This is a genomic window from Mesorhizobium alhagi CCNWXJ12-2 (genome assembly GCF_000236565.1).
Classification (GTDB): domain Bacteria; phylum Pseudomonadota; class Alphaproteobacteria; order Rhizobiales; family Rhizobiaceae; genus Allomesorhizobium; species Allomesorhizobium alhagi.
The window spans coordinates 1-24,619 of the sequence record NZ_AHAM01000029.1; the positions used below are offsets into that span (position 1 = coordinate 1).

A 24,619-nucleotide genomic window follows, 5' to 3' on the forward strand; every position below is an offset into this window, starting at 1 on the left:
GGAGAGCGTGATCCTTTTCCTCATCATCTTCTTCTGGACGCCGCCGCATTTCTGGGCGCTTGCCCTGTTCAAGGCCGGCGACTACGCCGCCGCCGGAATACCGATGATGCCGAACGTCGCGGGCGAAGCTTCGACCCGCAAGCAGATCCTCGCCTATTCGCTGCTGCTGGCGCCCGTCGGCGTGGCGCCCTGGCTGTCCGGCTTTGCGAGCGGCGTCTACGGGCTGGCGTCGGCGGCGCTCGGCGCGGGCTTTGTCTGGTATGCGTGGAAAGCGCTCGCCGCACCCGATGCGGGCATGAGGAATGCCAAGGCGTTGTTTGCCTATTCGATCGTCTATCTTTTTGCGATCTTTGCCGTGCTGCTCGGCGACAGCATTGCAGCGCGGGCGCTCGGTTGAGGCGGCTGGAGCCGTTCCCTGCGCTCACAATGGGACTGCGCAGAAACCGAGCAGGAGCAGGACGGCCGTGCCCAGGCCGAGAATGAACACCGTCTTTGCGTCCATGACCTGGCCCCCCAAAGTCGTTTTGGCCAGCGTACCCAAGAAAACCCGCAAAGGCCAGAAGAGCGGTTGGCCGTGCGCAGATGGGGGCGACAAATCGTCTCGGGCAAGTTATGTTGACGTCGGTGCAGGTCGCGGTTTCGCGTGACCAGTCACGCTGGACGGCAGCACCGTGAATCGCGACCCCACCGGACCTGGTCCAGGAGGAAAATGGTCATGGCGAATTTTCACGTGCTTGCAGGCCCCAACAAGAAGAAGGCCGTGGCTCAACCCACGGTTCGCCAGATATCGATCGCGGATGTTTTCGACGCGCTGCGTCGAGGGCTCGACGATTTCTGGGAAAAGCCGTCGCATTATGTCTTTTTGTGCCTGATCTACCCCGTCATCGGTGTGATCCTGATCACATGGACGTCCGGCGGCAATGCCCTGCAGCTCATCTATCCGCTCATCACCGGTTTCGCCTTGCTCGGACCTTTGGCCGCGCTCGGACTTTATGAAATCAGTCGGCGGCGGGAACTCAATCTCGACTCGTCCTGGACGCATGCGCTCGAGGTGCGGAACTCACCGGCTATCCCGGCGATTCTTGCCGTCGGCGCGATGCTCCTGGGGCTGTTCATAGCCTGGCTGCTCGCCGCCCAGGCGCTGTTCAATTGGCTTTACGGCGCCGACGTGCCGACGTCGATCACGGGTTTCGTGTCCGACGTGTTCACCACCCAACGGGGCTGGACGCTGATACTGCTCGGCAATGCGATCGGCTTCCTGTTCGCGCTGGTGGTGCTCAGCACCACGGTCATCGCCTTTCCGCTGCTTCTCGACCGGGACGTCGGCGCGTATGCCGCCATCGAAACATCGGCCCGCGTGATGATCGCAAACCCCGTGCCGATTGTCTTGTGGGGTCTGATCGTAGCGGTCGCGCTGGTTGCCGGGTCGCTGCCGCTTTTCGTCGGCCTGGCCATCGTCATCCCGGTGCTCGGCCATTCCACCTGGCATCTTTACCGCAAGGTGGTCGAAACCCCGCCGGCCAAGAGGCGGCGTGTTAAGCACTGAGGATCAGGCATAAATGACAGCGAGGCGCCCGATACCGGGTCGCCTCGCTGTCAAGGAAGCATGCTCAGCCTTCGCCTACCCGCCGGTGCCGAAGAAGTTCATGCGGGTCAGGGCCGTATAGTCGGATTCGAAGACCATCAGCGCCACGAAAACCAGCACCGCCACCGGCGGCAGCAAGATCGCCCAGCTGAGCGCCGGCCGTTCAAACGCCATGTGCATGAACACGGCGACGATCAGCCCTGCCTTCAGCACCATGAAGATCAGGATCAGCGTCCATCTGAGGTAGCCCTCGAAGCCGACATAATCGACGAAATAGGAACAGGCGCTGAGAATGAACAGCCAGAGCCAGACGATGAGATAGAGCCTGATCGGGTGCTCCTGGTGCACCTCTGCATGCGCCGTCGTCGTCGCATCATGCCCGTGAGCATGCGCGCTATGTTCCGAACCGTGTGCCGTTGCTTCAGCCATGTCCGCCTCTCACCACAGATAGAAAAATGCGAAGATGAAGACCCAGACGAGATCGACGAAGTGCCAGTAAAGGCCCATGATCTCGACGCTCTCGTAATTGCCTCTTCGGCTTGTGAAAAAGCCGCGCTCGCCGACATCGTAGTCGCCGCGCCAGACCTTCCGCGCCACGATGAGCAGGAAGATCACGCCGATCGTGACATGGGTGCCGTGGAAGCCCGTGATCATGAAGAAGGTCGCGCCGAACTGCTCTGCGCCCCATGGATTGCCCCAGGGCCGCACGCCCTCGCTGATCAGCTTGGTCCATTCGAAGGCCTGCATGCCGACGAAGGTCGCGCCGAGCGCGGCGGTGACCAGCATCAGGATCGCCGACATCTTGCGGTTGCGCCGATAGCCCTGCATCACCGCCATCGCCATGGTGCCGGACGACGAGATCAGGACGAAGGTCATGATGGCGATCAAGAGCAGCGGAACGCTCACACCGCCGATATGCAGGCTGAAAACTTCGCTGGCATTGGGCCAAGGCACCACAGTCGACATGCGCGCGGTCATGTAGGCGAGCAGGAAGCAGCCGAAGATGAAGGTGTCGGACAGGAGGAAGATCCACATCATGGCCTTGCCCCAGGAGACGTTCTTGAACGCCCGCTGGTCGGAAGACCAGTCCGAAGCGATGCCTCGCAAGCCGTCCGGCCGCGGGCCGATCCCGGTCGTGTTCGTCAGCGTCGTCTCTGCCATCCGCTTTGTCCTTCAGGTCAGCAGTTGTCGGCAAATATCGATGAAGTCGGCTGCCCAGCCGGCGAGCAGCACGAACACCGCGAACCAGACGAAGAGCAGGAAATGCCAGTACATGGCGCAGAGCTCGACACTGAGCCGAAGCCGCTCGGGCTGGTAGCGTCGTCCCCAGGCTCCCGAAATCGTCCGCGCCAGCGCCACCAGGCCGCCCAGAATGTGCAGCCCGTGCATGCCGGTGATCATGTAGAAGAAGCTGTTGGCCGGATTGGCTTCCAGGAAATAGCCGCTGGCCGAAAGATCACGCCAGACGACGAGCTGACCGGCGAGGAAGGCGAGCGCGGTCAGCCCGCCTGTGACGAGGCCGAGCCGCACCATGTCGATCTGGCCGCGGTGCGCGGCGATAACGGCGCACTGCAGCGCCACGCTGGAAAGAACCAGCACCCCGGTGTTCAGCCACAGCAGCGGCGGGATCGGCAGCGGCTGCCAGTCCGACAGCTCCATGCGCATGAAGTAGGCGCTGGCGAACAGCGCGAACAGGCAGCCGACGACGGCCAGGAACACGCCGAGCCCTACCTTGGCGGTCGGCATGCCGGTCACGTCCGTGTCCGGAAAAGCGGCTGCCGGCCCGTGCTCGAGCCAGGGCTTCGACATCAGCCCCTGGTGGGACAGCCACCAGCCGGCGATGCCGGCGATCACGAGCAGGAAGACCAGTATGACGCTCATGCCAGCCCCGTGGCGGTCTTGCCGGTTCCGGGATCGTTCTGGGCTATGAAATCCTCCTTCGCCCCCGGCACGCTGTAATCATAGGCCCAGCGGTAGACGATCGGCAGCTCCTTGCCGAAATTGCCATGCGGGGGCGGCGTTTCGGATGTCTGCCATTCGAGCGTGGTGGCACGCCATGGATTGCCGCCCGCCTCGCGGCCGTACCAGATGCTCCAGATCAGGTTGAAGAGGAACACCAGCTGCGCGAAGCCGACGACGAGCGCGGCCACCGAGATGAAGGCGTTGAGATTTTCCACCGGTGCGGTGATGAAGGCCGGTTCGCCGATTTCAGGATAGCGGCGGGGGACGCCGACCAGCCCGACATAGTGCATCGGGAAGAAGATCGCATAGGCGCCGACGAAGGTGATCCAGAAGTGGAACTGGCCCATCGCTTCATTCATCATCCGCCCGGTGATCTTCGGGTACCAGTGGTAGATCGCGCCGAAGATAACCATGATCGGGGCGACACCCATTACCATGTGGAAGTGCGCGACGACGAACATCGTGTCCGAGAGCGGCACGTCGACAACGACATTGCCGAGGAACAGCCCGGTCAGGCCGCCATTGACGAAGGTGACGATAAAGGCCAGCGCAAACAGCATCGGCAGCGTCAGGTGGATGTCGCCGCGCCACAGGGTCAGCACCCAATTGTAGACCTTGATGGCGGTAGGTACCGCGATGATCAGTGTTGTCGTTGCGAAGAAGAAGCCGAAATAGGGATGCATGCCCGAGACATACATGTGGTGCGCCCAGACGATGAAGGAGAGCGCGCCGATGATTATGATCGCCCACACCATCATGCGATAGCCGAAGATGTTCTTGCGCGCGTGGGTCGAGATCAGGTCGGAGACGATGCCGAAGGCCGGCAGCGCGACGATATAAACCTCCGGGTGGCCGAAGAACCAGAACAAATGCTGGAACAGGATCGGGCTGCCGCCGCCATAGCTCAGCTGCTCGCCCATCTCGACCAGGGCGGGCATGAAGAAGCTGGTGCCGAGGACGCGGTCGAACAGCATCATCACGCTGGCCACGAACAGCGCGGGGAAGGCCAGCAGCGCCATCACCGTGGCGGTGAAGATGCCCCACACGGTCAAAGGCAGGCGCATCAGGGTCATGCCGCGGGTGCGGCCCTGCAGCACGGTGACGACGTAATTCAGACCGCCCATGGTGAAGCCGATGATGAACAGGATCAGCGAGACCAGCATCAGGATGATGCCGGCCTGCTGGCCGCCCGGCGTGCCGCCGAGGATGGCCTGCGGCGGATACAGCGTCCAGCCGGCGCCGGTCGGGCCGCCGGGGGCGAAGAAGCTCGCGACCAGCACCAGCACCGCGACCAGATAGATCCAGTAGGAGAGCATGTTTACATAGGGGAACGCCATGTCGCGCGCGCCGACCATCAGCGGGATCAGGTAATTGCCGAAGCCGCCGAGGAAGAGCGCGGTGAGCAGGTAGATCACCATGATCATGCCGTGCATGGTGATGAACTGGTAATAAGCTTCGGGCGTGATGAAGTCGAAGGTGCCGGGGAAGCCGAGCTGAAGCCGCATCAGCCAGGACAGCACCAGCGCCACCATGCCGATGGCTATCGCGGTGCCCGAATACTGGATGGCTATGACCTTGGCATCTTGCGAGAAGACGTATTTGGTCCACCAGCTATGCGGATGGTAGAGTTCGACCTCTGGAACTTCCGCAGGCGGAATGACATCTACGGCGCCATGTGTGGCATCGACCATCGGTTCGCCTCCTTGTTCCTTCCGGCGAGGCCCGCGGCGTGTTCAGGCCCGGCCGCTCGAAAGTCCCTGTCCCTTACCCCACGGCCTCCCCGTTCAAGGCCGCACCACTGCTTCTTCGGCCGCGCCGACCTGTTCGGGCGCCGACAATTGCGCGAATGTCGACTGCTCGCCGAGCCAGGTGGCGTAGTCTTCCGCGGTATCGATCATGACGATGCCGCGCATGAATCCGTGCCCGGTGCCGCAAAGCTCCGCGCACAGCACCTCGAAGGTTCCCGTCCGCGTCGGCGTGAACCAGAAATAGGTGACCGAACCGGGGATCATGTCCATCTTGGCGCGGAACTCGGGCACGTAGAAATCGTGCAGCACGTCGATCGAGCGCAGCAGCATCTTCACCGGCTTGTCCATCGGCAAATGCAGGTCGGCGGCCTCGACGACCAGGTCGTCCTGGCCGTTGGGATCGTCCGGATTGATGCCTAAGGGATTTTCCGCATTGATCAGGCGGCTGTCGGACGTGCCGAGCTTACCGTCCGCGCCCGGCAGGCGATAGCTCCATTGCCATTGCTGGGCGATGACCTCTACTTCGGTGGCGTCGGCGGGAACCGTGATGAACTGGTTCCAGACGAACAGGCCGGGAACCAGCATGGCGGTGACGCCGAGCCCGGTCAGGATGGTCAGCCACCATTCGAGCCGCTTGTTCTCCGGCTCATAGTGGGCGACGTTGCCTTCCTTGTGGCGGAAACGCCAGACGCAGTAGGCCATGAACAGCACGACGGCGGCAAACACCGCGCCGGTGATCCAGAATGTGATGATCAGCGTCGAGTCGATATAGCCCCAGTTCGAGGCGATGGGCGTCCACCACCAAGGACTGAAGGCGTGGAACAGGACCGAGCCCACCACGACCAGAACGAGTACAAGCGCAATCGCCATGCCCCGGTTCCTCCGCAATCCGGGGAAACCTCCAATCCCGCGGAATGCCGAAGCATCATAGCGTGATTTGCCGCGAGAATTCCATTGCGCGGTTTTGTCGCGGGCAGACGCGAAAAAGCCGCGGAATTCCGCGGCTTTTCGTTTGCTTGATTTCCTGGAAGAAACTGGAGCGGGTGAAGCGATTCGAACGCTCGACCCCAACCTTGGCAAGGTTGTGCTCTACCCCTGAGCTACACCCGCTCGCACGGCGTCCGCCGCAAGCCGCGCTTATATGGCCGAAGAGCGAGCCGATTGCAACAGGGAAATGGCGGGGTCTTCGTGCGACGATTTTGCCCGTCCCAGGCTTCGGCTGCGCCCGCCGCTTCCGGTCTTGTCTTGCGGCCGGCTTTGGTCATAAACCGGTGCCGACCAGCATTCGCTCCGGAAAATTGCAGCCATGCCTAAATCGCCCGAAGACCTTTTTGCCTATCTCGACGGTCTCGGCATTCCGGTCCGGACAAAATCCCATCCGCCGCTGTTCACGGTCGCCGATTCGCAGGCGCTCCGCGGCGAGATTCCCGGCGGGCACACCAAGAACCTGTTCCTCAAGGACAAGAAGGACAATTTTTTCCTGGTCACCGTCGGCGAAGAGGCGGAAGTGGATTTGAAGCAGATCCACCATGTCATCGGCGCGGCCGGACGGGTCTCCTTCGGCAGCCGGAGCCGCTGATGGAACTTTTGGGCGTCGCGCCCGGCGCGGTGACCGCCTTCGGCCTGATCAACGACACGGCCGGCCGGGTGAAGTTCGTCATCGACGAGGCGCTGATGCGCGAAGAGATCGTCAACGCGCATCCCCTCACCAACGAGGCGACCACCTCGATCGCCGGCGGCGATCTTCTGGCCTTCGTGCGGGCGACCGGACACGAGCCTCATGTCTTGAAAGTATCGGCATGAATGCCACATGGTGGCGCAGAGCCGCCAGCATTGGCGGCAGCGCCGCAACGGCGGGCCGGCAGCGACCGAAAGGGCAGCAATGAACACCAAGGACAATCCGTTCGGCGGGATGGGAAGCCAGTATTCCACCAGCGTGCAATACGGCAACGGCCAGCCGCGGCGCGAGCCCGCTCCCGGTCCGGCGACTGGAACGCCGCTGATGGCTGAACCCTTCGCGGTCAAGGATGTCTCCACCAAGAGCTTCGCCGCCGATGTGATCCAGGAATCGCGCCGTCAGCCGGTGCTGGTCGATTTCTGGGCGCCCTGGTGCGGCCCGTGCAAGCAGCTCGCGCCGGCCCTCGAAAAAGCGGTGCAGGCCGCCGGCGGCAGGGTCAAGCTGGTCAAGATGAACATCGACGAGCACCCGGCCATTGCCGGCCAGCTCGGCATCCAGTCGATCCCGGCCGTTATCGCCTTCAAGGACGGCCAGCCGGTCGACGGCTTCATGGGCGCCATCCCCGAAAGCCAGATCCGCGATTTCATTGACAAGGTCGCCGGCAAGGGCGGCGGCGGCCAGGCGCAGATCACCGAGGCATTGGCCGCGGCGACGGAAGCCCGTGAGGCGGGCGACCTGCAGGGCGCTGCGCAGATCTACGACGCGGTTCTGGCGCAGGCTCCCGACAATATCGACGCGATCGCCGGCCTTGCCGACATCCTGTTCGAGGCCGGAGACAGAGCGGCTGCGCAGGAAATTCTGGCGCGCGCCCCGGAAGACAAGAAGGATGCTCCGGCGCTCGCCGCCATCCGCGCCAAGCTCGCTCTCGCCGAACAGGCCGCGGCGCTCGGCGATCCGGGCGAACTGGAGCGCCGCCTTGCCGCCGATCCGAACGACCATCAGGCGCGCTTCGACCTCGCCATGATCCAGAACGCGCTCGGCATGCGGCAGGAGGCCGCCGACAATCTGCTGGCCATCGTCAAGGCGGACAGGACGTGGAAGGATGACGGCGCCCGCGCCCAGCTCCTGCAGTTCTTCGAGGCCTGGGGCCTGACCGACGAGGTGACGCTGGCTGCGCGGCGCAAACTGTCGTCGCTGCTGTTTTCGTAACGGCATACCCGGTCGATGGAACATGCTTCGGCCGGTCCATTTCGGGGACTTTGAAATTGACTTGCGGATTCCGGCAGATGCTCCAGATTCAAGGCTATCGCCGGAACGGAGAATGAGATGCAGGCGGGAAACGCCCACTACCGGCTCCCATCCGATCTGCCTGCCGTAGCAGCGGTTTTCCCGCTGTCCGGGGCGCTGCTGCTGCCGGGCGGGCGCATGCCGCTCAATATCTTCGAACCGCGCTATCTGCAGATGATCGACGAGGTCATGGCGGGAACGCGGCTGATCGGCATGGTGCAGCCGGCCCTCGACGGGTCGATGCGCGATGATGACGAGCCGGAGATCTGCGAGGTCGGATGCCTCGGCCGGATCACATCGCTCGCCGAAACCGGCGACGGGCGCTATCTGATTTCGCTGCAGGGCGTTTGCCGCTACCGGATCGCCGAGGAGATGGCTGTGAAGACGCCGTTCAGGCAGTGCCGCATCATGCCATTCCTGGCCGATCTGAAGGAGGACCCGACCGCCGGAGACGTCAACCGGCCGGCTCTCCTCAAGGCCTTCCGCGCCTATCTGCAGGCCAACGATCTGGAGGCCGACTGGGACAGCGTCAGCCGCGCCGAAAACGCCATGCTGGTGAACGCGCTGTCGATGATGGCGCCTTACGGCGCGGCCGAAAAGCAGGCGCTGCTCGAGGCGCCGGACTTGAAGACGCGCGCCGATACGCTGATCGCGATCACCGAAATGGCGCTGGCGCGCGAAGACGATGAGTTCGGCTCCAGCCTGCAATAGCCGCGCCGACCTGGGGGAAGCAGATGCGTAAGGAAGAAAAGCCGAAAATCGACGCCAGGCTGCTGGAACTGCTCGCCTGCCCGCTGACCAAGGGGCCGCTGGTCTGGGACGAGGAGAAATCCGAACTCTATTCGCGGCTGGCCAAGCTCGCCTATCCGGTGCGCGACGGCATCCCGGTGATGCTGCCTTCGGAGGCGCGCACCGTCGATCCGGACGCCGAACCTGCCCGCTCCGCCCGCTCGCGCCGGGAATGAAGCTCGCGGAGGGGTCGCTGCGAGCGCTCAAATGTGGATAGAATCCACCCTGCTCCGGCCCGAATAAAAAATTACACCTTGCGGATCAATGGCATAGCAGCCGGCGAGAGAATTTTTTCCGCTCGTTTGTTCACACCCTCTGACGCGCCCGCATAATCCGTCCATCGCCCTTGCGGGAACCGGTTCCGGACCGGGGATTGGGAGGGCGGCGGTGACCTCCCGGCGTGGATTCGGTTCCCACGACCTCCGAGGGCGTCCGACGGGCCGGCATTCCCGATGCGAAGCGCCAATGCTTTGCGGAAGGCAGGCGGATCATCCGCGCGCCATTGTCCATGGAAAGAACATGGAGCGGGGCGTGTGACCGGTCGACCGTGGCGACAGACACCGGACGGGCGGGCATGGGAGTGCCTGTTCTTTTTTACGAATTCGTGCGGTGCTTTCTTGCCCGCCCGTCTTCCCGACTCCTGAGCCTGTCGAAGGGCTTGCAATGGCCAGGGCCGAAAGGCAGCGTGGCAAGGGAGAAGCGCATGCCGAGGCAATTGACCTTCTCTCCGTGGAAAAGGCCGCGGCAGTCTCACCATGAGGGCTACTGGTGCCTCGCGAAGCGCGCGTCAGCGCCGCCTCAGATACTGAATGTCGGGAAGCCGCTCTTCGTTTCCGGAGCCGTCGCCGAACTTTGCGGCTGTGAATCCGTGTCGTTCATAGAAACGCCGCGCACCGGAATTTGCCTGGAAACAGTGCAGCTTCACTTCCGTCATGCCGGCGGTCGCCTGTTCGAGGAGCCGGCTGCCGATGCCTCGCCCGGTCCAGGCGGGGTCGATGTAAAGCTGTTCCACCCATTCGCCATGGACTGCAATGAAGCCGACGATGCTTTTGGCGGCTTCGGCAACCGTCACGCGTTGCAGCGGCAGAACGATCCCGCTGATGAAGGCCAGGTCTTCGTCAGGCGTATGCACCGTCGGCATCCAGGCGAACGATCCAAGCGCCGCCCGCATGATCCGTGCGATGTCGCGAGCGTCCGACCCGGCGGCCGGACGCAGCGCCACATCGGCGGATGGCAATCAGGCGGCCTTCTTCTTCGGGGTGATCAGCCCGCGCTCGACCAGCAGCTCGGCGATCTGCACCGCATTGAGCGCCGCGCCCTTGCGCAGATTGTCGGAGACGATCCACATCGACAGGCCGTTGTCGACCGTCGAATCCTCGCGGATGCGGGAGATATAGGTGGCGTCCTCGCCGGCCGAATCGATCGGCGTGGCGTAGCCGCCGTCTTCCTGCTTGTCGACGACCAGGCAGCCCGGCGCGTCGCGCAGAATATGCCGCGCCTCGTCGGCCGTAATCGGCTTCTCGAACTCGACATTGACGGCTTCCGAGTGGCCGATGAAAACCGGCACGCGCACGCAGGTCGCTGTCAGCTTGATCTTCGGGTCGAGCATCTTCTTGGTCTCGGCGACCATCTTCCACTCTTCCTTGGTGAAGCCGTCATCCATGAATACGTCGATATGCGGGATGACGTTGAAGGCGATGCGCTTGGTGAATTTCTTGGCCTCGACCGGGTCGGCGACGAACACCGCGCGGGTCTGCGTGAACAGTTCGTCCATGCCTTCCTTGCCGGCGCCCGAAACCGACTGATAGGTCGCCACCACCACGCGCTTGATCGTGGCCTGGTCGTGCAGCGGCTTCAGCGCCACGACGAGCTGGGCCGTCGAGCAGTTCGGGTTGGCGATGATGTTTTTCCGCGTGAAGAGCGAGATGGCGTCCGGATTGACCTCCGGCACGATCAGAGGCACGTCCTGATCGTAGCGGAAAGCCGACGAATTATCGATGACGACGCAGCCCTGCTTGCCGATCTTGGGCGACCATTCCTTCGAGACGTTGCCGCCGGCCGACATGATGCACAGATCGGTGTCGGAAAAGTCGTAGGTATCGAGCACCTTGACCTTCAGCGTACGGTCGCCGAACGACACTTCGGTGCCGAGCGAGCGGCGCGAGGCGAGCGCCACGACCTCGTCGACGGGAAAACCGCGCTCCTCGAGAATATTGAGCATTTCCCGGCCCACATTGCCCGTGGCGCCGACGATCGCAACCTTGAAACCCATGTCAGTTCTCCTGTCCCTCTCCGCTCGCTTCTGGAAAAAACCCGCCCGGCCGGAGCAGGTTCCATCCCCGGGCCGGACCCGGGAGAGGGTGAGCAGGCCAAGGGAAATCAGACCGTTTTGGTGGTCGCTTTGGCCGTGGTTTTGGTGGAACGGAAGGATGCGCGTTCGCGTCCGGCACGATCGGAATCGTGGCCGGGAAAGTCGAATGCAAAGAGCGCCATCAAGAGGCCGCGCATGGAAATCTCCGTAACGCGTGGCGTATGACGCGGTTTACGTTAGGAGTCAACCGAGCCAACGAGGCGGGATAGCCTCCCTCGGCATCCCGCGCGCCCCCCGCTGCCGGGCGCACATCGCCGGGTTGTGATTTGACTGCGCAATCCGCCGCCCTAACCTGAACCTGAACGGGCAGACAAGGAGATCAACATGCGATCGCTGCCAATTTTCATTCGCCGGATCGTACTCGGCGCGGCCGCCCTCGGCGCCTTGGCGCTCCCAGCCTCGGCGCATCATGGCTGGGCGTGGACGCAAGACGGATTTTTCGAACTGACCGGCACAATCACCGCCATCGATTACGGCAATCCGCATCCGACGCTGGATGTGGAAGCCAACGGTGAGGTCTGGCGGGTCGACCTGGCGACGCCGCGCGCCACGGCAAATGCCGGCTTCACGGAGGACACCGCGGCGGTTGGCGACGAGGTGACGGCGATCGGCAACCGGTCCCGCGATGAAACCGAGAAGCACATGAAGGCGGTCAGGATCATCGTCAAGGGCCAGACCTACGACGTCTATCCGGACCGCGTTCCGTCGAACTGAACTCCGCCGCCGAAATGGAATTTTGGGAAGCCATCGAACAGCTCGGCGCGGTTCGTGCCGTCAAAAGTTCGTTCTTCACCTATCCGATCGTCAATGCCTTGCACATAATGTCGATCGGCGCGCTCTGGACCAGCGTGCTACTGATGGATCTTCGCGTCCTCGGCGCTTTTTCCAGTGTCGAGCGGGCGCCCTTTGTGCGGCTGCTCCGCCGGGTCGCGCTCGCGGCCTTCTGCGGCGCATTGCTCACCGGACCGTTGATGTTCGCTATCCGGGCCAGCGAATATGCGGCGATGCCGGTTTTTCTCGCAAAGATGGGGTTGATCGTGCTGGCCGGTGTTAATTTCATCCTGTTCCAGCGGCTGGCCGGAGGCAACGAGAAAGAAGGTCTCAAATTGCCGGCAGCGGCCTCGATCGTCTTGTGGACCGCCGTGCTTTTCGCCGGGCGCTTTATCGGCTTCATGTGAGGCAGGGCGCCTGGGCGAACAGCATAGGAAACCGCCGCCCCTACGTTGCCGCTACCCCAGAAACCTCGAGATAATGGCGTCGCCCATCTGAACGGTGCCGACCTCGGTCGTGCCCGCCGAAAGAATATCTTTCGTGCGCAGGCCCTCGTTGAGTACGGCTGAGATCGCCGCTTCCAGCCGGTCGGCTTCCGCCACCATGTTGAACGAGTAGCGCAGGCACATCGCAAACGACGCGATCATGGCGATCGGATTGGCAACGCCCTGGCCGGCAATGTCCGGCGCCGATCCGTGCACCGGCTCGTAAAGCGCCTTGCGCTTGCCAGTCATCGCGTCGGGCGCGCCGAGCGAGGCCGACGGCAGCATGCCGAGCGAGCCGGTCAGCATCGCCGCGACGTCCGACAGCATGTCGCCGAACAGATTGTCGGTCACGATCACGTCGAACTGCTTTGGCCAGCGGACAAGCTGCATGCCGCCGGCGTCGGCCAACATGTGATCGAGCTTCACGTCGGCATATTTCGCCTTGTGCGTCTGCGTCACCACCTCGTTCCACAGCACGCCAGACTTCATGACGTTGCGCTTTTCCATCGAGGTGACGTGGTTCTTGCGGGTCCGCGCCAGCTCGAAAGCAACGCCCGAAATGCGCTCGATCTCGAACGTGTCGTAGACCTGCGTGTCGATGCCGCGCTTCTGGCCGTTGCCGAGGTCGATGATCTCCTTCGGTTCGCCGAAATAGACGCCGCCGGTCAGCTCGCGCACGATCAATATGTCGAGGCCCTCGACCACCTCCGGTTTTAGCGACGACGATGCCGCCAGCGCCGGATAGCAGATTGCAGGCCTGAGATTGGCGAAGAGCTGCATGTCCTTGCGCAGGCGCAAAAGACCGGCTTCGGGGCGAACCTCGTAGGGAACGGAGTCCCATTTCGGGCCACCCACCGCACCGAACAGCACGGCGTCGGCGGCCATTGCCTTGTCCATGTCGGCATCCGAAATCGCCGCTCCATGCGCGTCATAGGCCGAGCCGCCGACCAGCCCTTCCTCGGTCTCGAAGCCCGAGCCAAAGTTCTCGTTCATCGCAGCGATCAGTTTTCGCACCTCCGCCATCGCTTCGGGGCCAATGCCGTCGCCGGGGAGAAGGAGGAGCTTGCGCGATGCCATGGAACAACCTTTCGGAATTTGGGAGCCGGCGCTTTGCTAGACGTGCAGCCGGCTGCACGCAAGCGCCGCCTTCGTCTAAATCATCGCCTCGGCTTCTCGGCGAAGCTGCAGGGCCGGACTGTCCGGCGGCGGCTCGATATCGTCGAAAGTTATCGCCTGCCCGGCGGGTATGGGTCGAACCAGCTTGACGCCATGCGCGAGGCCGATCGGCAGCGCCTTCATGGCCAACGATCTTCTCGCCGGCAGGAGCTTCCCCCAGACGGTGTAGCCGCCCTCGCCGTCGAGCATCTCGCCAGGCTCCAGGTCGCGCTTGGCCACTGCCACGGCATCGCCCCGGAAGACGCGGCTCTGGCCCGTCGGCTCGCCGCGCAATGCCGCGCTCAGCACCGAAATGCCGAGCTCCAGCCCGATCAGGTGGAACGGCTTGTACATGGCGGCATAGCGGCCGGTGGAATCGACCGGCAGCCCGTATTGCCGGAAGCAGGCCGCGGCATAGTCGTTCGGCGCTTCGAGCACCACATAGACGCCCCAACGGAGGTCGCGGAACACCGGGCGGCCGTCGCGCTCCAGCGAGGAGACGACCTCCACCATGCCGTCGCCTTGAAGCTGGCCCCCCGCCTCGCGCGGCCGCAGTACATGCGCCAGGTCATCGACGCCGCATGGCGGAAACAACAGCCCGTCCTCCGGAACGTCGAGCTCGCAGGCATTGGCGATCGCCGCCATCTCGATCGCCGATTTGGTGCCGTCGAGAAAGGAATTGAACATCTGGCTGTTCATGCCCGCGGCTCGCGCGGCCTCGGGCGTCAGTCCGTAATGGGTCCAGACATCGTCGGGCGTCACCTGATGGTAGGCCGGAAGGTATTTCGTGCCCTTGCCGGCTGCCTGGACGCGAAAGCCGGCCGCGCGCGCCCAGTCGACCATCTCGGCGACCAGCGCCGGCTGGTCGCCATAGGCCATGGAATAGACGATGCCGGCCTTCCGTGCCCGCGCCGCCAGTGCCGGCCCGGCAAGGACGTCGGCCTCGACATTGACCATGACGATATGCTTGCCGTTGTCGATGGCTGTGAGCGCGTGGATCACGCCGGCCTGCGGCGAGCCGGTTGCGTCGATAACGACGTCGACGTCACGGGCGCAGAGGTCGCGTCCGTCCTCGACAAAAATCGTTGCCGCGATCCGCTCCTCCTCCCAGCCCACTGCCCGGCAGGCGTGCCTGGCGCGTTCCGGATCGAGATCGGCGATCACCGCGACCTCGAGCCCCGGCGTGGTGGGCACTTGCGAGAGGAACATCGAGCCGAACTTGCCGGCGCCGATCAGGCCGGCCCTGACCGGTTTGCCCTCGGCGGCGCGCGCCTGCAGGAGGGAGTAGAGGTTCATGCCGGTCCCGACCCGCGCCGCAGCGCGGTCACCTCGATCTCGATCTTCATCTCGGGCTTGTTCAGGCCGCAGACAATCATGGTGGCGGCGGGACGTATGTCGCCGAAGGCCTCGCCCAGGATCGGAAAGACGCGGTCAACGAAATCCGCGTCGGTGATGTAGTAATGCGCGCGGACCACATCGGCGAGCGAGAAGCCGCCTTCTTCCAGCGCCCTGGAAATCGTCGCCAGGCAGTTGCGGGCCTGCGCCTCGACGCTCTCCGGCATCGTCATGGTCGCATAGTCGTAGCCGGTCGTTCCGGAAACGAAACACCAGTCGCCCTGCACCACGGCGCGCGAATAGCCGGCAGCCTTCTCGAAAGGCGAGCCGGTAGAGATGAGCTTTCGCGTCATGCCCAGGGCCGGCTCTCGGCGTTCCTCTTCTCGAAGCTGTCGATCGACGAGGCCTTTTCCAGCGTCAGGCCGATGTCGTCGAGGCCGTTCAAGAGGCAGTGCCGCTTGAACTCGTCGAGGTCGAACTTCACCACGCCGCCATCCGGCCCCCGGATTTCCTTGGCCTCGAGATCGATGGAGAGCGTGGCGTTGGAGCCGCGCGAGGCGTCGTCCATCAATTTTTCCAGGTCTTCCGGGCTGACGGTGATCGGCAAAATGCCGTTCTTGAAGCAGTTGTTGTAGAAAATGTCAGCGAAGCTGGTCGAGATGACGCAGCGAATGCCGAAGTCGAGCAGCGCCCAGGGCGCATGCTCGCGGCTCGAGCCGCAGCCGAAATTGTCGCCGGCGACCAGGATTTGCGCCTTGCGGTAGGCCGGCTTGTTGAGCACGAAATCCGGGTTCTCCGACCCGTCATCATTGTAGCGCATCTCGGCGAACAGGCCGGTGCCGAGCCCAGTGCGCTTGATCGTCTTCAGATAGTCCTTGGGGATGATCATGTCGGTATCGACATTGACGATCGGCAAGGGGGCGGCGACGCCGGTGAGCTTGTTGAATTTTTCCATGGTTTTAAGCCTGAATGTCGTTCCGGAAATTCCTTGCCCCCGCTCTACACAAATCGCGCGCCGAATCAAAGAGCAGCGATGCGCCCGGCCAGACCTGCATTGCTTGAAGTGCCTCCCTGCCTCCCTATCTGCGCTTCAGGAAAATCAGACCAAGGAGCAACGATGCAGTGTCCTCTGGATAATACCGAACTGGTGATGGCCGAGCGTCAGGGCATCGAGATCGACTACTGCCCGAAATGCCGCGGCGTCTGGCTCGACCGCGGCGAGCTTGACAAGATCATCGAGCGATCCGCCCCGGAGGAGAGCTATCAAAAGCCTCGCGACGATGATCGCTACGGCCGGGAGCAGCGCTCCTATCAGGAGCATCGGCCGTACAAGAAGAAAAAGTCGCTGCTCGGCGAGATTTTTGACTTCTAAGGCTCGCGCCCTCAGATCACGTTGAGTTCGCGGAAAGGCCTGTTTTCGGCGATCCGCGCATAGCCGAAGGCCGAGCAGTCGATCGTGCGATGCCCGCCATGGACCAGCAGTTCGGCGATTGCCTTGCCGACCGCCGGCGCCTGCTGCAGACCATGGCCCGAGAAGCCGTTGGCAAAGACGAAATTCCCAACCTCCGGATGCGGTCCGATGACGGCGTTCTGGTCGAGCGTGTTGTAGTCGTAATGGCCGGCCCAGGCGCGGGTCGGCTTGATCGCCTCGAAGGCCGGGATGCGCGTCGCCAGGACCGGCCAGATCACCTCCTCGAAAAGCGGCCAGTCCGGGTCGAAATCGGCCGGGTCGGCGGGGCCGTCGCGCTCTTCAGGCTCGGCGCCGCCGGTGATGTAGACCGAGCCTTCCGGCCTGACATAGATGCCGCTCGGATCGACCAGCAGCGGCATGTCAGCGAATTTCTCCATCGCCTCGAACACGAAGACGCTGCGCTTGCGCGGCTCGACCGGAAGCGCCAGCCCGGCCATTGCAGCAACCTTGCCGGCCGACGGCCCCGCCGCATTGATGACCGTACCCGCCTCCAGCCTGTCGCCATTGTCGAGCATGACTGATGTCACCCGCCCGCCATCGCGCTCGATGCCGGTGACCGTCTGGGCTATGAAATCGATGTTCTTTGCGCGCAGCGCCTTGCGAAACAGCATCAGCATGGCATGCGCGTCGAACCAGCCCTCGCCGGTGCGCCCGAAAGCCCCGGCCGTGATGCCCTCCGTCGAAAGCCACGAGAACCGCCGCTCCAGCGCAGCCGCATCCTCCAGCACGATATCGGCGCCTTCGGCCATCTGCACCCCGTGGTTCTGCTCGAGGATCGGCAGCCCGTTTTCGCCCGCCAGGATCAGATAGCCGCCCTCGCGAAAGCCGATATCGGCGCCGTGGCCGAATTCCCGTTCCAGCCGGCGGAACAGCGCCAGCGTGAACTGCGAAAGCCTTATGTTCTCGGGAATGGAAAACTGCTGTCTTATAGAGGCGCAGGACAGGGTCGTTGCCGAGTGGGTGAATTGCGGGTCGCGCTCCACAAGCGCGATCGAACCGGAAAATCCCTCCTCGCGCAAATAATAGGCTATCGAGCTTCCGACGATCGCCCCGCCGATGATCACCACATCATATCGCGCCATGCGCTGTCCCCGACTGTCCGGCCTTAATGAAGAAGCCGCTTCAAGCACTGCCGGGCAAGGACTTGCAAGGGCCAAGATTGGCGGGCATGAAGTCCAAATGCCGCAATCGAATTATTCACCGCGCCGTTCGGTGCTTTATGTCCCCGCCTCCAACGCGCGGGCCGTGGCGAAAATCCCGTCGCTCGCCTGCGACGCGGTCATCCTCGACCTCGAGGATTCGGTGGCGCCCGCAGACAAGATCCCGGCCCGCGAGAGCCTGAAAGCGATATTCGCCAACCGCCCCGCCGGCCCGCGCGAAATCCTCATCCGCATCAATCCGCTTGACGGCGAGTGGGGCGCCGACGATCTCCTGGCGGCTATAGCCTGCGCGCCAGACGGCATCCTGCTTCCCAAGGTCGACACGCCACGCGACGTGCTGGAGCCCGGCGACTTGCTCGACGACAAAGATACGCCCGAGAGCCTGCGGCTCTGGGCGATGATCGAGACGCCGCGCGCGCTCGTCAACATCGCGGCCATCGCCGAACTCGGCCGTGATCCGGCCGCGCGGCTTTCATGCCTCGTCGCCGGAACCAACGATCTGGTCAAGGAAACCGGCATACTCCCAACGGCCGACCGGCGCTACCTCACGCCCTGGTTGATGCAGATGGTGCTGGCTGCGCGTGCCGGCGGCCTCGACATTCTGGACGGCGTCGCCAATGATTTCCGCGACGTCGAGGCATTTTCCCGCGAGTGCGGCGAGGCGGTCGCCATGGGCTTTAATGGCAAGACACTGATCCATCCCTCGCAGATAGAGCAGGCCAATACGGTGTTTTCGCCATCGCCGGAGGCGCTGGCCGAAGCGGCTGAAATCGTGGCGGCGTTCGAGCTGCCGGAAAATGCCGGAAAAAACGTGCTGGCGCTCGACGGCCGCATGGTCGAACGGCTTCATCTCATCCAGGCAGAAAAACTGCTGGCGAAAGCAGCGGCGATCAAAGGAGCAAACGAATGAAACTCTACCGCTATCTCACCGGACCCGACGATGCGAGCTTCTGCCACAAGGTGACCGACGCGGTGAGCAAGGGCTGGCATCTGTTCGGCTCGCCGACCTATGCTTTCGACGCCGAGACCAAGAGCATGCGCTGCGGGCAAGCGGTGGTGAAGGATATCGACGGCGTCGAATACGAGCCGGGAATGAAACTCAGCGATTATTGATCGGCCCTCGCCGTCCTGAGCTTGTCGAAGGATCACGGGAGAGGGCAGGGTAGGGGCATAGCTGCCTCTGCTGAACAGAAACGCTCTCTACGCGCTCGATGCGCCGATCACGTCTGCGCCTGGTCGGCGGCGACCTCCAACGCTTCCATATCGTCGTCGCTGAGCCCAAAATGATGGCCGATTTCGTGGATCAGCACATGAGTGACGATGTCGCCGAGCGTCTCCTCGTTCTCGGCCCAGTAGTCGAGGATAGCGCGGCGGTAGAGCGTCACGCGGTTGGGACCCTCGCCGGTCTGCGGGTTCCAGCGCTCGGCGATGCCGCGGCCCTCGAACAGGCCGAGTAGGTCGAAAGGCGTCTCCAGCGACAGGTCGTCCATGATCTCGTCGGTCGGAAATTCCGCGATCTGGATGATGACTTCGCCAGTCAGCTTGCGAAAATCCTCGGGCAGATGCGCATAAGCCTCCAGCGCCAGGAACTCCATTTCCTCAATCGAGGGCGAAAGCTGGTCGTGCCAGGCGCGGGTCTTGTAGATGCGGGCCATTCTTTTTCCTTTTGACGGCATATAGCCGTTTGGCCGGCGGCTTTCGAGGGCTTTGCGGGACGATGGATAAATTAGACCTCGATGCCCAGCGACGCGGCAGGCAGCGTAACGGCCGCTTCCAGCGCTGGCACATGCCTTCATTGCAATGATTGAGGAATAAATTCTTCTAACGACTCGCTTGACTCTCCAGTCGGCCTCTGGAATCTATAGGAACATAACAGGAACAAGAGCCCGGGAAGCAGACCGTCATGGCGACATCCGCCTTGGCGCAGGAGACCGTTTTTGCCCTGCGCCGGAAAATCGCAAAGATCGAAGGGCGGCTTGCCGAGCATCTTGGTGAGGTTGAAAAGGATGCGACAGGCGAGGCTCTGCTTCGCCGTCACGGGCTTGTCCGGCGGGAGCGGAGCTTTTTGGCCACCGGCGCCGAACGGTTCGATGCAGCTCTCGGCGGGGGCCTGCCGAAGGCAGCGCTCACAGAAATTCATGGCCCGGCAACACGCGATGCCGCCGCCGCGGCCGGCTTTACCTTGGCCGTCATGTCCGTTTCTCCTGGCCCGGTCGCAGCGCCGATGCTGTGGATCGGAACTTCGGAAGTTTTCCGGGAGGCTGGTTTCCCCTACGCGCCTGGAATGTTCTCCCTCTACAATATCGATCCAGCCCGGCTTATGGTTGCACAGACGCCGAAGCTTGCGGACGCTCTTTGGATCGCCGAGGAAGCCGCGCGGCTGAAGGGGTTCTCGGCGGTTCTCCTCGAAATTCGCGGCAACCCTTCACATCTGGATCTTGCGACGACACGGCGGCTGCATTTTCGCGCCCGGGAAGCTGGCCGGCCTGTGTTTCTGCTGCGCCAGGCCGCCCGACCCGAGCCGACAGCCGCGCCCGTCCGGCTTGTGGTGTCGTCCGCGCCCTCCGGGCTGCGGCGCACCTTCTCTGGTCCGCTCGCCGGCTCGATCGGCCCCCCCGGCTTCACAATCGCCATCAGCAAGAACCGAACCTCGCCGCCAACGCAATTCACGTTGGAATGGAACCCCCATGAGCACAGTTTCACGGAAAGACGCGCGGAGAATCCTGTCCCTATGGTTCCCGTATCTCAGCGCGGAACGCATATTGCGCAAAAGACTGGGACGGTTCTGGCGTTCCGGCCCGAAGAGTTCGCCGCTGGTCATCAGCCGCCAGGAGAAGAACTCCCAGTGCATCGCCGCCTTGGATGAACAGGCTGAGGCGTTGCGGCTGAAACGCGGCATGGGCATTGCCGATGCGCGCGCGATGTATCCCTCGATTGAAATTATCGAGGCAGAGCCGGCGGCGGATCTGAGGCTGCTCGAAAGCCTGGCCGACTGGTGCGATCGCTACACGCCGCTGGTGGCGCTGGACGGAGTGGATGGTCTTTTTCTCGACATCTCCGGCTGCGCGCATCTTTTCGGCGGCGAAAAGGCGCTGCTCAACGATCTTTTGGCGCGGCTTTTCCAGCAAGGCTTCGACGTTCGCGCCGGCCTGGCCTCCACGACAGGCGCCGCCTGGGCGGCGGCGCGGTTTTCATCAGGAAACGGCATCCTCCCCGAAGGGCAGGAGAAGCATTTCATGGAGCCGCTCCCGCTCTCAGCCCTGCGTCTCGATCCCGGCGTCCGTACCGGTCTGGAGAGCGTTGGCCTGAGGACCGTCGGATCGGTAATGGCGGCGTCCCGCGCTCCGCTTGTCCGCCGCTTCGGCGCTGTGCTGCTGGTCCGGCTCGATCAGGCGCTGGGCAGGATCGAAGAAGCCATATCGCCACGCCTCCCCGTGGCGTCGCTTTCGGTGGAGCGGCATTTCGCCGAGCCCATAGTGCTGATCGAGGATATCGAGCGCCTTGTGCTGATGCTTTCCGCGGGCCTCAAGCGGGATCTTGAACGCCGCGGCGAAGGCGCCCGGGCGCTCGAACTTTGTCTTTTCCGGGTGGATGGGGCCGTCAGCCGCGTCGCGGTCGGCGCGTCGATGCCTATTCGCGAGCCGCACCTCATCGGCAAGCTTTTTCACGAAAGGCTTGCCGCGCTCGAAACAAGCATCGAGGTCGGCTATGGTTTTGATCTCGTCCGCCTCTCGGCCTTCTCCACCACGCTATTCGAAACAGAACAGGGCGATCTCACCGGCGAAACAGCATCCAATGACGAGGACATCGCATTGTTCGCCGATCGCGTCCGGGCGCGCCTGGGCAGAAATACCTTGCTGAAACCGATGCTCGTCGAGAGCCATCTGCCCGAACGGGCGGCAGCGCTGCTTGCCTTCGACGAAATGAAACCCGAAAGGGTCGAGCCTTCCAGGTCCGGCGGGGAAAATTTGCCGGCATCCTGCAACTCTTTTCCCGAACGCCCGCTCCGCCTCTTTATCCGCCCTGAGCCGATTCACGTTCCGATGACCGAAGTACCGGAAGGTGCGCCGCCGCATTTCCATTGGAGGCGCGCCCTGCACCGGGTCGCGCGTGCGGAAGGGCCCGAACGCATCGCTCCGGAATGGTGGAGGCAGGAAAGTGACGCCGAGACCCGGGATTATTTTCGCGTCGAGGATTCAAACGGCCATCGTTACTGGCTTTACCGCGAAGGACTTTACGGCGTTCCGGGGTCAAATCCGCGCTGGTACATGCAGGGATTTTCCGCATGAACGCTCCGGCCGCCTATATCGAATTTGCCGTCCAGTCGAATTTTTCATTCCTGCGCGGCGCCTCCAAACCGGAGGAGCTTGTCCTTGCCGCCTGCCTTCTCGGTCATGCCGGAATGGGTCTTGCGGACCGAAATACGGTCGCCGGCGTGGTGCGCGCCTGGAGCCAGTCCAAGCATATCAAACTTTCGGAAGACGCCGATCCCATCCAGCTTCCTTACCATCCCGGTTGCCGGCTCGTTTTTGCCGACGGCACGCCGGATGTGCTCGCCTACCCGCAGGACAGGAAAGGCTGGGGGCATCTCTGCCGTCTGCTCACCCAGGCCAATATGCGCGATGAGAGCGAGAAGGGCGCGCCGCTCGTCTATCGGGACGATCTCATCGAATGGGGGGATTGCATGTCGCTTGCCGTCATCCCCGGCCTTGCGAAAGAAACGGCGGACGAGCTCGATTTCCTGCATCTGCTCCGCAAGCGTTTCAGAAAGTCGGTGTGGCTCGCCGTCTCACCGGATTATGGCGGCAATGACCGCTTTCGCATCGAGCAGGCGGCCGACATGGCGGCGGCGGCGGGCCTGCCGCTGATGGCGATCAACGACATCCTCTATCACGTGCCGGAGCGCCGCCCGCTTCAGGATGTGCTGACCGCTATCCGGCTGAATGTTCCGGTCGCCGAAGCCGGTCTGGAATTGAAGGCCAATGCCGAACGTCATCTGAAGCCGCCGGCAGAGATGGCGCGCCTTTTCCGCCAGTACCCGCAAGCGCTGGCCGAGACGGTGCGTTTTGCGAAGACGCTGAGGTTTTCGCTGGCGGAGTTGAAGCACAATTATCCCGACGAGCCGACGGAATCCGGACTTCCTCCACAGGCGGAACTCGAACGGCTGAGCTGGGAAGGCGCCCGGGACCGCTATCCGGACGGCGTGCCTGAAAGGATCGAACAACTGCTGCGGCACGAACTCGCCATTGTCTCGAAACTGAATTACGCCCGCTATTTCCTCACGGTCCACGACATCATGAAATTCGCCCGCTCGCAGAATATCCTCTGCCAGGGCCGGGGCTCGGCCGCCAATTCAGTCATCTGCTTCTGTCTTCGGATCACCGATGTTGGGCCAGACATCATCGACCATCTCTTCGAGCGGTTCATTTCGGTCGAGCGCAACGAGCCGCCCGATATCGATGTCGATTTCGAGCACGAGAAGCGCGACAAGGTCATCGGGTACATCTACGAAAAATACAGCCAGAAGCGCACCGCGCTGGCCGCAGCGGTCGTGACCTATCGCGGCCGTTCTGCGCTCAGGGAGGTCTCGAAATCCCTGGGTCTCTCGGACGACGTCATGTCTGCCCTTTCGGGTTCGATATGGGGCTGGTCCGCTTCGGAACTCAGCGAAAAGGAGGCCAAGGCGGCCGGCCTCGACAAGTCCGACCTGCGGACCCGGCATGTGATCGCCCGCGCGAACGACATTCTGGGATTTCCGCGCCATCTGTCGCAGCATGTCGGCGGCTTCGTCATTACCAGAGATCGCCTCGACGAGATCGTCCCGATCATGAAAACGGCCATGGACGAGCGCAAGATGGTCGAATGGGACAAGGACGACCTCGATGCCGTCGGCATTCTGAAAGTGGATGTTCTGGCGCTCGGCATGCTTTCATGCCTGCGCCGCGCCTTCGACATGCTCGAAAGCCATTACGGTGTCCACGACGCGCATGGGCGACCGGTCGAATTGGCTACCATCCCGGCCGAGGACAAAAATGTCTACGACATGATCTGCCGCGCTGATACGATCGGCGTCTTCCAGATCGAGTCCCGCGCGCAGATGTCGATGCTGCCACGGCTTCGCCCGCGCGAATTCTACGATCTCGTCATCGAAGTGGCGATCGTGCGACCCGGCCCGATCCAGGGAGATATGGTGCATCCCTATCTGCGCCGGCGGCAAGGCAAGGAAGGCATCGAGTACCACACTCCGGAACTTAGGCAGATACTGCACAAGACTCTCGGCGTGCCCCTATTTCAGGAACAGGCCATGAAAATCGCGATCGTCGCCGGAGGGTTCGAGCCCGGCGAAGCCGATCAGCTGCGGCGCGCCATGGCGACGTTCAAGCGCACGGGAACAATCGGCAATTATCGCGAAAGAATGATCAAGGGCATGGTGTCTCGCGGTTATCCGCAGGAGTTCGCCGAGCGCTGTTTCAAGCAGATCGAGGGTTTTGGCGAGTACGGTTTTCCCGAGAGCCATGCCGCGTCTTTCGCGCTGCTGGTCTACGCCTCCTGCTGGTTCAAGACCTATTATCCCGATGTCTTCTGCGCCGCGATCCTGAATTCCCAGCCCATGGGTTTCTACAGGCCGGCGCAGCTCGTGCGCGACGCCGAGGAGCACGGTATCGAGATCAGGCCGGTCGACATCAACCATTCCGACTGGGATTGCAAACTGGAGGAAGTCCCCTTCGATCCCTCGCGGATTGCCGCTCGTCACGCTGAAATGCGAGGCGTGATCAAGGCTCGTCATGCGGTCCGGCTCGGCTTCCGGCAGGGCAAGGGGCT

General features: G+C 63.0%; 27 protein-coding genes, 1 tRNA gene and 1 pseudogene. 14 read left to right on the plus strand and 15 right to left on the minus strand.

From position 1 onward, the window contains the following. Positions 1 to 397: UbiA family prenyltransferase (locus MAXJ12_RS03850; RefSeq protein WP_008834454.1), on the plus strand; the 397-nt coding region annotated here is incomplete at its 5' end. 318 nt (positions 398 to 715) lie between these two features. Next, positions 716 to 1,546, plus strand: a complete 831-nt coding sequence (locus MAXJ12_RS03855) for a DUF2189 domain-containing protein (protein WP_008834456.1) — start codon at positions 716 to 718, stop codon at positions 1,544 to 1,546. Between the two features lie 75 nt (positions 1,547 to 1,621). Here MAXJ12_RS03855 and MAXJ12_RS03860 read toward each other — a convergent pair whose 3' ends face one another. The 6 genes from MAXJ12_RS03860 to MAXJ12_RS03885 form a co-directional block, all read right to left on the minus strand. Next, on the minus strand, positions 1,622 to 2,014 hold the full coding sequence (locus MAXJ12_RS03860) for a cytochrome C oxidase subunit IV family protein (protein WP_008834457.1): 393 nt from the start codon (positions 2,012 to 2,014) through the stop codon (positions 1,622 to 1,624). A 9-nt stretch (positions 2,015 to 2,023) separates the two neighbouring features. Next, positions 2,024 to 2,746: a heme-copper oxidase subunit III family protein gene (locus MAXJ12_RS03865; protein ID WP_008834458.1), complete on the minus strand. Its 723-nt coding sequence runs from the start codon at positions 2,744 to 2,746 to the stop codon at positions 2,024 to 2,026. Positions 2,747 to 2,758: 12 nt separating this feature from the next. After that, positions 2,759 to 3,466, minus strand: a complete 708-nt coding sequence (locus MAXJ12_RS03870; protein ID WP_008834459.1) for a cytochrome c oxidase subunit 3 — start codon at positions 3,464 to 3,466, stop codon at positions 2,759 to 2,761. Then, complete coding sequence (locus MAXJ12_RS03875; protein ID WP_008834460.1) at positions 3,463 to 5,238, minus strand: cytochrome c oxidase subunit I; 1,776 nt, start codon at positions 5,236 to 5,238, stop codon at positions 3,463 to 3,465. The genes MAXJ12_RS03870 and MAXJ12_RS03875 overlap by 4 nt, the downstream gene beginning before the upstream one ends. Before the next feature lie 93 nt (positions 5,239 to 5,331). Then, positions 5,332 to 6,165, minus strand: a complete 834-nt coding sequence (locus tag MAXJ12_RS03880; RefSeq protein ID WP_008834461.1) for a cytochrome c oxidase subunit II — start codon at positions 6,163 to 6,165, stop codon at positions 5,332 to 5,334. Positions 6,166 to 6,330: 165 nt separating this feature from the next. Beyond that, positions 6,331 to 6,405: transfer RNA gene (locus MAXJ12_RS03885), tRNA-Gly, on the minus strand. A 196-nt stretch (positions 6,406 to 6,601) separates the two neighbouring features. On the opposite strand from MAXJ12_RS03885, the pseudogene MAXJ12_RS03890 reads away from it, so the two are divergent. From MAXJ12_RS03890 to MAXJ12_RS03905, 4 genes and pseudogenes are all read left to right on the plus strand, one after another. Continuing rightward, a pseudogene (locus MAXJ12_RS03890) lies at positions 6,602 to 7,098 on the plus strand (prolyl-tRNA synthetase associated domain-containing protein). Between the two features lie 7 nt (positions 7,099 to 7,105). Beyond that, positions 7,106 to 8,182: a thioredoxin gene (gene trxA, locus MAXJ12_RS03895; protein WP_008834462.1), complete on the plus strand. Its 1,077-nt coding sequence runs from the start codon at positions 7,106 to 7,108 to the stop codon at positions 8,180 to 8,182. A gap of 117 nt (positions 8,183 to 8,299) precedes the next feature. Then, complete coding sequence (locus MAXJ12_RS03900) at positions 8,300 to 8,971, plus strand: LON peptidase substrate-binding domain-containing protein (protein ID WP_008834463.1); 672 nt, start codon at positions 8,300 to 8,302, stop codon at positions 8,969 to 8,971. Between the two features lie 23 nt (positions 8,972 to 8,994). Beyond that, complete coding sequence (locus tag MAXJ12_RS03905; protein WP_008834464.1) at positions 8,995 to 9,225, plus strand: Trm112 family protein; 231 nt, start codon at positions 8,995 to 8,997, stop codon at positions 9,223 to 9,225. A 611-nt stretch (positions 9,226 to 9,836) separates the two neighbouring features. Here MAXJ12_RS03905 and MAXJ12_RS03910 read toward each other — a convergent pair. From MAXJ12_RS03910 to MAXJ12_RS39580, 3 genes are all read right to left on the minus strand, one after another. After that, positions 9,837 to 10,286, minus strand: coding sequence for a GNAT family N-acetyltransferase (locus MAXJ12_RS03910; protein WP_008834465.1), 450 nt, complete (start codon positions 10,284 to 10,286; stop codon positions 9,837 to 9,839). Further along, a complete protein-coding gene (locus MAXJ12_RS03915) occupies positions 10,287 to 11,321 on the minus strand; it encodes an aspartate-semialdehyde dehydrogenase (RefSeq protein ID WP_008834466.1) in 1,035 nt (344 codons plus the stop codon). Positions 11,322 to 11,428: 107 nt separating this feature from the next. After that, entirely contained in the window at positions 11,429 to 11,557 is a 129-nt protein-coding gene (locus MAXJ12_RS39580; protein WP_008834467.1) for a hypothetical protein, read from the minus strand. A gap of 187 nt (positions 11,558 to 11,744) precedes the next feature. Here MAXJ12_RS39580 and MAXJ12_RS03920 point away from each other — a divergent pair, with 187 nt between their 5' ends. Together MAXJ12_RS03920 and MAXJ12_RS03925 are read left to right on the plus strand one after the other, a co-directional pair. Further along, a complete protein-coding gene (locus tag MAXJ12_RS03920; protein ID WP_008834468.1) occupies positions 11,745 to 12,134 on the plus strand; it encodes a DUF6152 family protein in 390 nt (129 codons plus the stop codon). Between the two features lie 14 nt (positions 12,135 to 12,148). Further along, positions 12,149 to 12,598 (plus strand): DUF6644 family protein, encoded by a 450-nt coding sequence (locus MAXJ12_RS03925; protein WP_008834469.1) that lies wholly within the window; start codon positions 12,149 to 12,151, stop codon positions 12,596 to 12,598. A gap of 51 nt (positions 12,599 to 12,649) precedes the next feature. Here the strand turns inward: MAXJ12_RS03925 and leuB are convergent, their stop codons facing one another. The 4 genes from leuB to leuD form a co-directional block, all read right to left on the minus strand. After that, positions 12,650 to 13,753 (minus strand): 3-isopropylmalate dehydrogenase, encoded by a 1,104-nt coding sequence (gene leuB, locus MAXJ12_RS03930; RefSeq protein ID WP_008834470.1) that lies wholly within the window; start codon positions 13,751 to 13,753, stop codon positions 12,650 to 12,652. 75 nt (positions 13,754 to 13,828) lie between these two features. Beyond that, a complete protein-coding gene (locus MAXJ12_RS03935) occupies positions 13,829 to 15,127 on the minus strand; it encodes an NAD(P)H-dependent oxidoreductase (protein ID WP_008834471.1) in 1,299 nt (432 codons plus the stop codon). After that, positions 15,124 to 15,519, minus strand: coding sequence for a RidA family protein (locus MAXJ12_RS03940; RefSeq protein ID WP_008834472.1), 396 nt, complete (start codon positions 15,517 to 15,519; stop codon positions 15,124 to 15,126). Before MAXJ12_RS03940 ends, MAXJ12_RS03935 begins: the two co-directional genes overlap by 4 nt. Beyond that, positions 15,516 to 16,121, minus strand: coding sequence for a 3-isopropylmalate dehydratase small subunit (gene leuD, locus MAXJ12_RS03945; RefSeq protein ID WP_008834473.1), 606 nt, complete (start codon positions 16,119 to 16,121; stop codon positions 15,516 to 15,518). The genes MAXJ12_RS03940 and leuD overlap by 4 nt, the downstream gene beginning before the upstream one ends. Before the next feature lie 162 nt (positions 16,122 to 16,283). Between leuD and MAXJ12_RS03950 the strand changes: the two genes are divergently transcribed. Beyond that, entirely contained in the window at positions 16,284 to 16,538 is a 255-nt protein-coding gene (locus MAXJ12_RS03950) for a TFIIB-type zinc ribbon-containing protein (protein ID WP_008834474.1), read from the plus strand. Positions 16,539 to 16,549: 11 nt separating this feature from the next. On the opposite strand, the gene MAXJ12_RS03955 is transcribed toward MAXJ12_RS03950, so the two are convergent. Beyond that, the gene (locus MAXJ12_RS03955; protein WP_008834475.1) at positions 16,550 to 17,719 is read right to left on the minus strand and encodes an NAD(P)/FAD-dependent oxidoreductase; all 1,170 of its coding nucleotides are present in this window, start codon (positions 17,717 to 17,719) and stop codon (positions 16,550 to 16,552) included. Positions 17,720 to 17,816: 97 nt separating this feature from the next. Here MAXJ12_RS03955 and MAXJ12_RS03960 point away from each other — a divergent pair, with 97 nt between their 5' ends. After that, a complete protein-coding gene (locus tag MAXJ12_RS03960) occupies positions 17,817 to 18,707 on the plus strand; it encodes an HpcH/HpaI aldolase/citrate lyase family protein (RefSeq protein WP_008834476.1) in 891 nt (296 codons plus the stop codon). Further along, the gene (locus MAXJ12_RS03965; protein WP_008834477.1) at positions 18,704 to 18,910 is read left to right on the plus strand and encodes a DUF1737 domain-containing protein; all 207 of its coding nucleotides are present in this window, start codon (positions 18,704 to 18,706) and stop codon (positions 18,908 to 18,910) included. The genes MAXJ12_RS03960 and MAXJ12_RS03965 overlap by 4 nt, the downstream gene beginning before the upstream one ends. 107 nt (positions 18,911 to 19,017) lie before the next feature. On the opposite strand, the gene MAXJ12_RS03970 is transcribed toward MAXJ12_RS03965, so the two are convergent. Continuing rightward, on the minus strand, positions 19,018 to 19,452 hold the full coding sequence (locus MAXJ12_RS03970; protein WP_008834478.1) for a metallopeptidase family protein: 435 nt from the start codon (positions 19,450 to 19,452) through the stop codon (positions 19,018 to 19,020). A 248-nt stretch (positions 19,453 to 19,700) separates the two neighbouring features. On the opposite strand from MAXJ12_RS03970, the gene MAXJ12_RS38665 reads away from it, so the two are divergent. The 3 genes from MAXJ12_RS38665 to MAXJ12_RS03985 form a co-directional block, all read left to right on the plus strand. Beyond that, complete coding sequence (locus tag MAXJ12_RS38665) at positions 19,701 to 20,663, plus strand: ImuA family protein (protein ID WP_008834479.1); 963 nt, start codon at positions 19,701 to 19,703, stop codon at positions 20,661 to 20,663. Then, a complete protein-coding gene (locus tag MAXJ12_RS03980) occupies positions 20,656 to 22,086 on the plus strand; it encodes a DUF6504 family protein (protein ID WP_008834480.1) in 1,431 nt (476 codons plus the stop codon). The genes MAXJ12_RS38665 and MAXJ12_RS03980 overlap by 8 nt, the downstream gene beginning before the upstream one ends. Next, positions 22,083 to 24,619 (plus strand): error-prone DNA polymerase (locus MAXJ12_RS03985; RefSeq protein WP_008834481.1); only part of this gene is annotated, 2,537 nt, incomplete at its 3' end. The genes MAXJ12_RS03980 and MAXJ12_RS03985, both read left to right, overlap by 4 nt.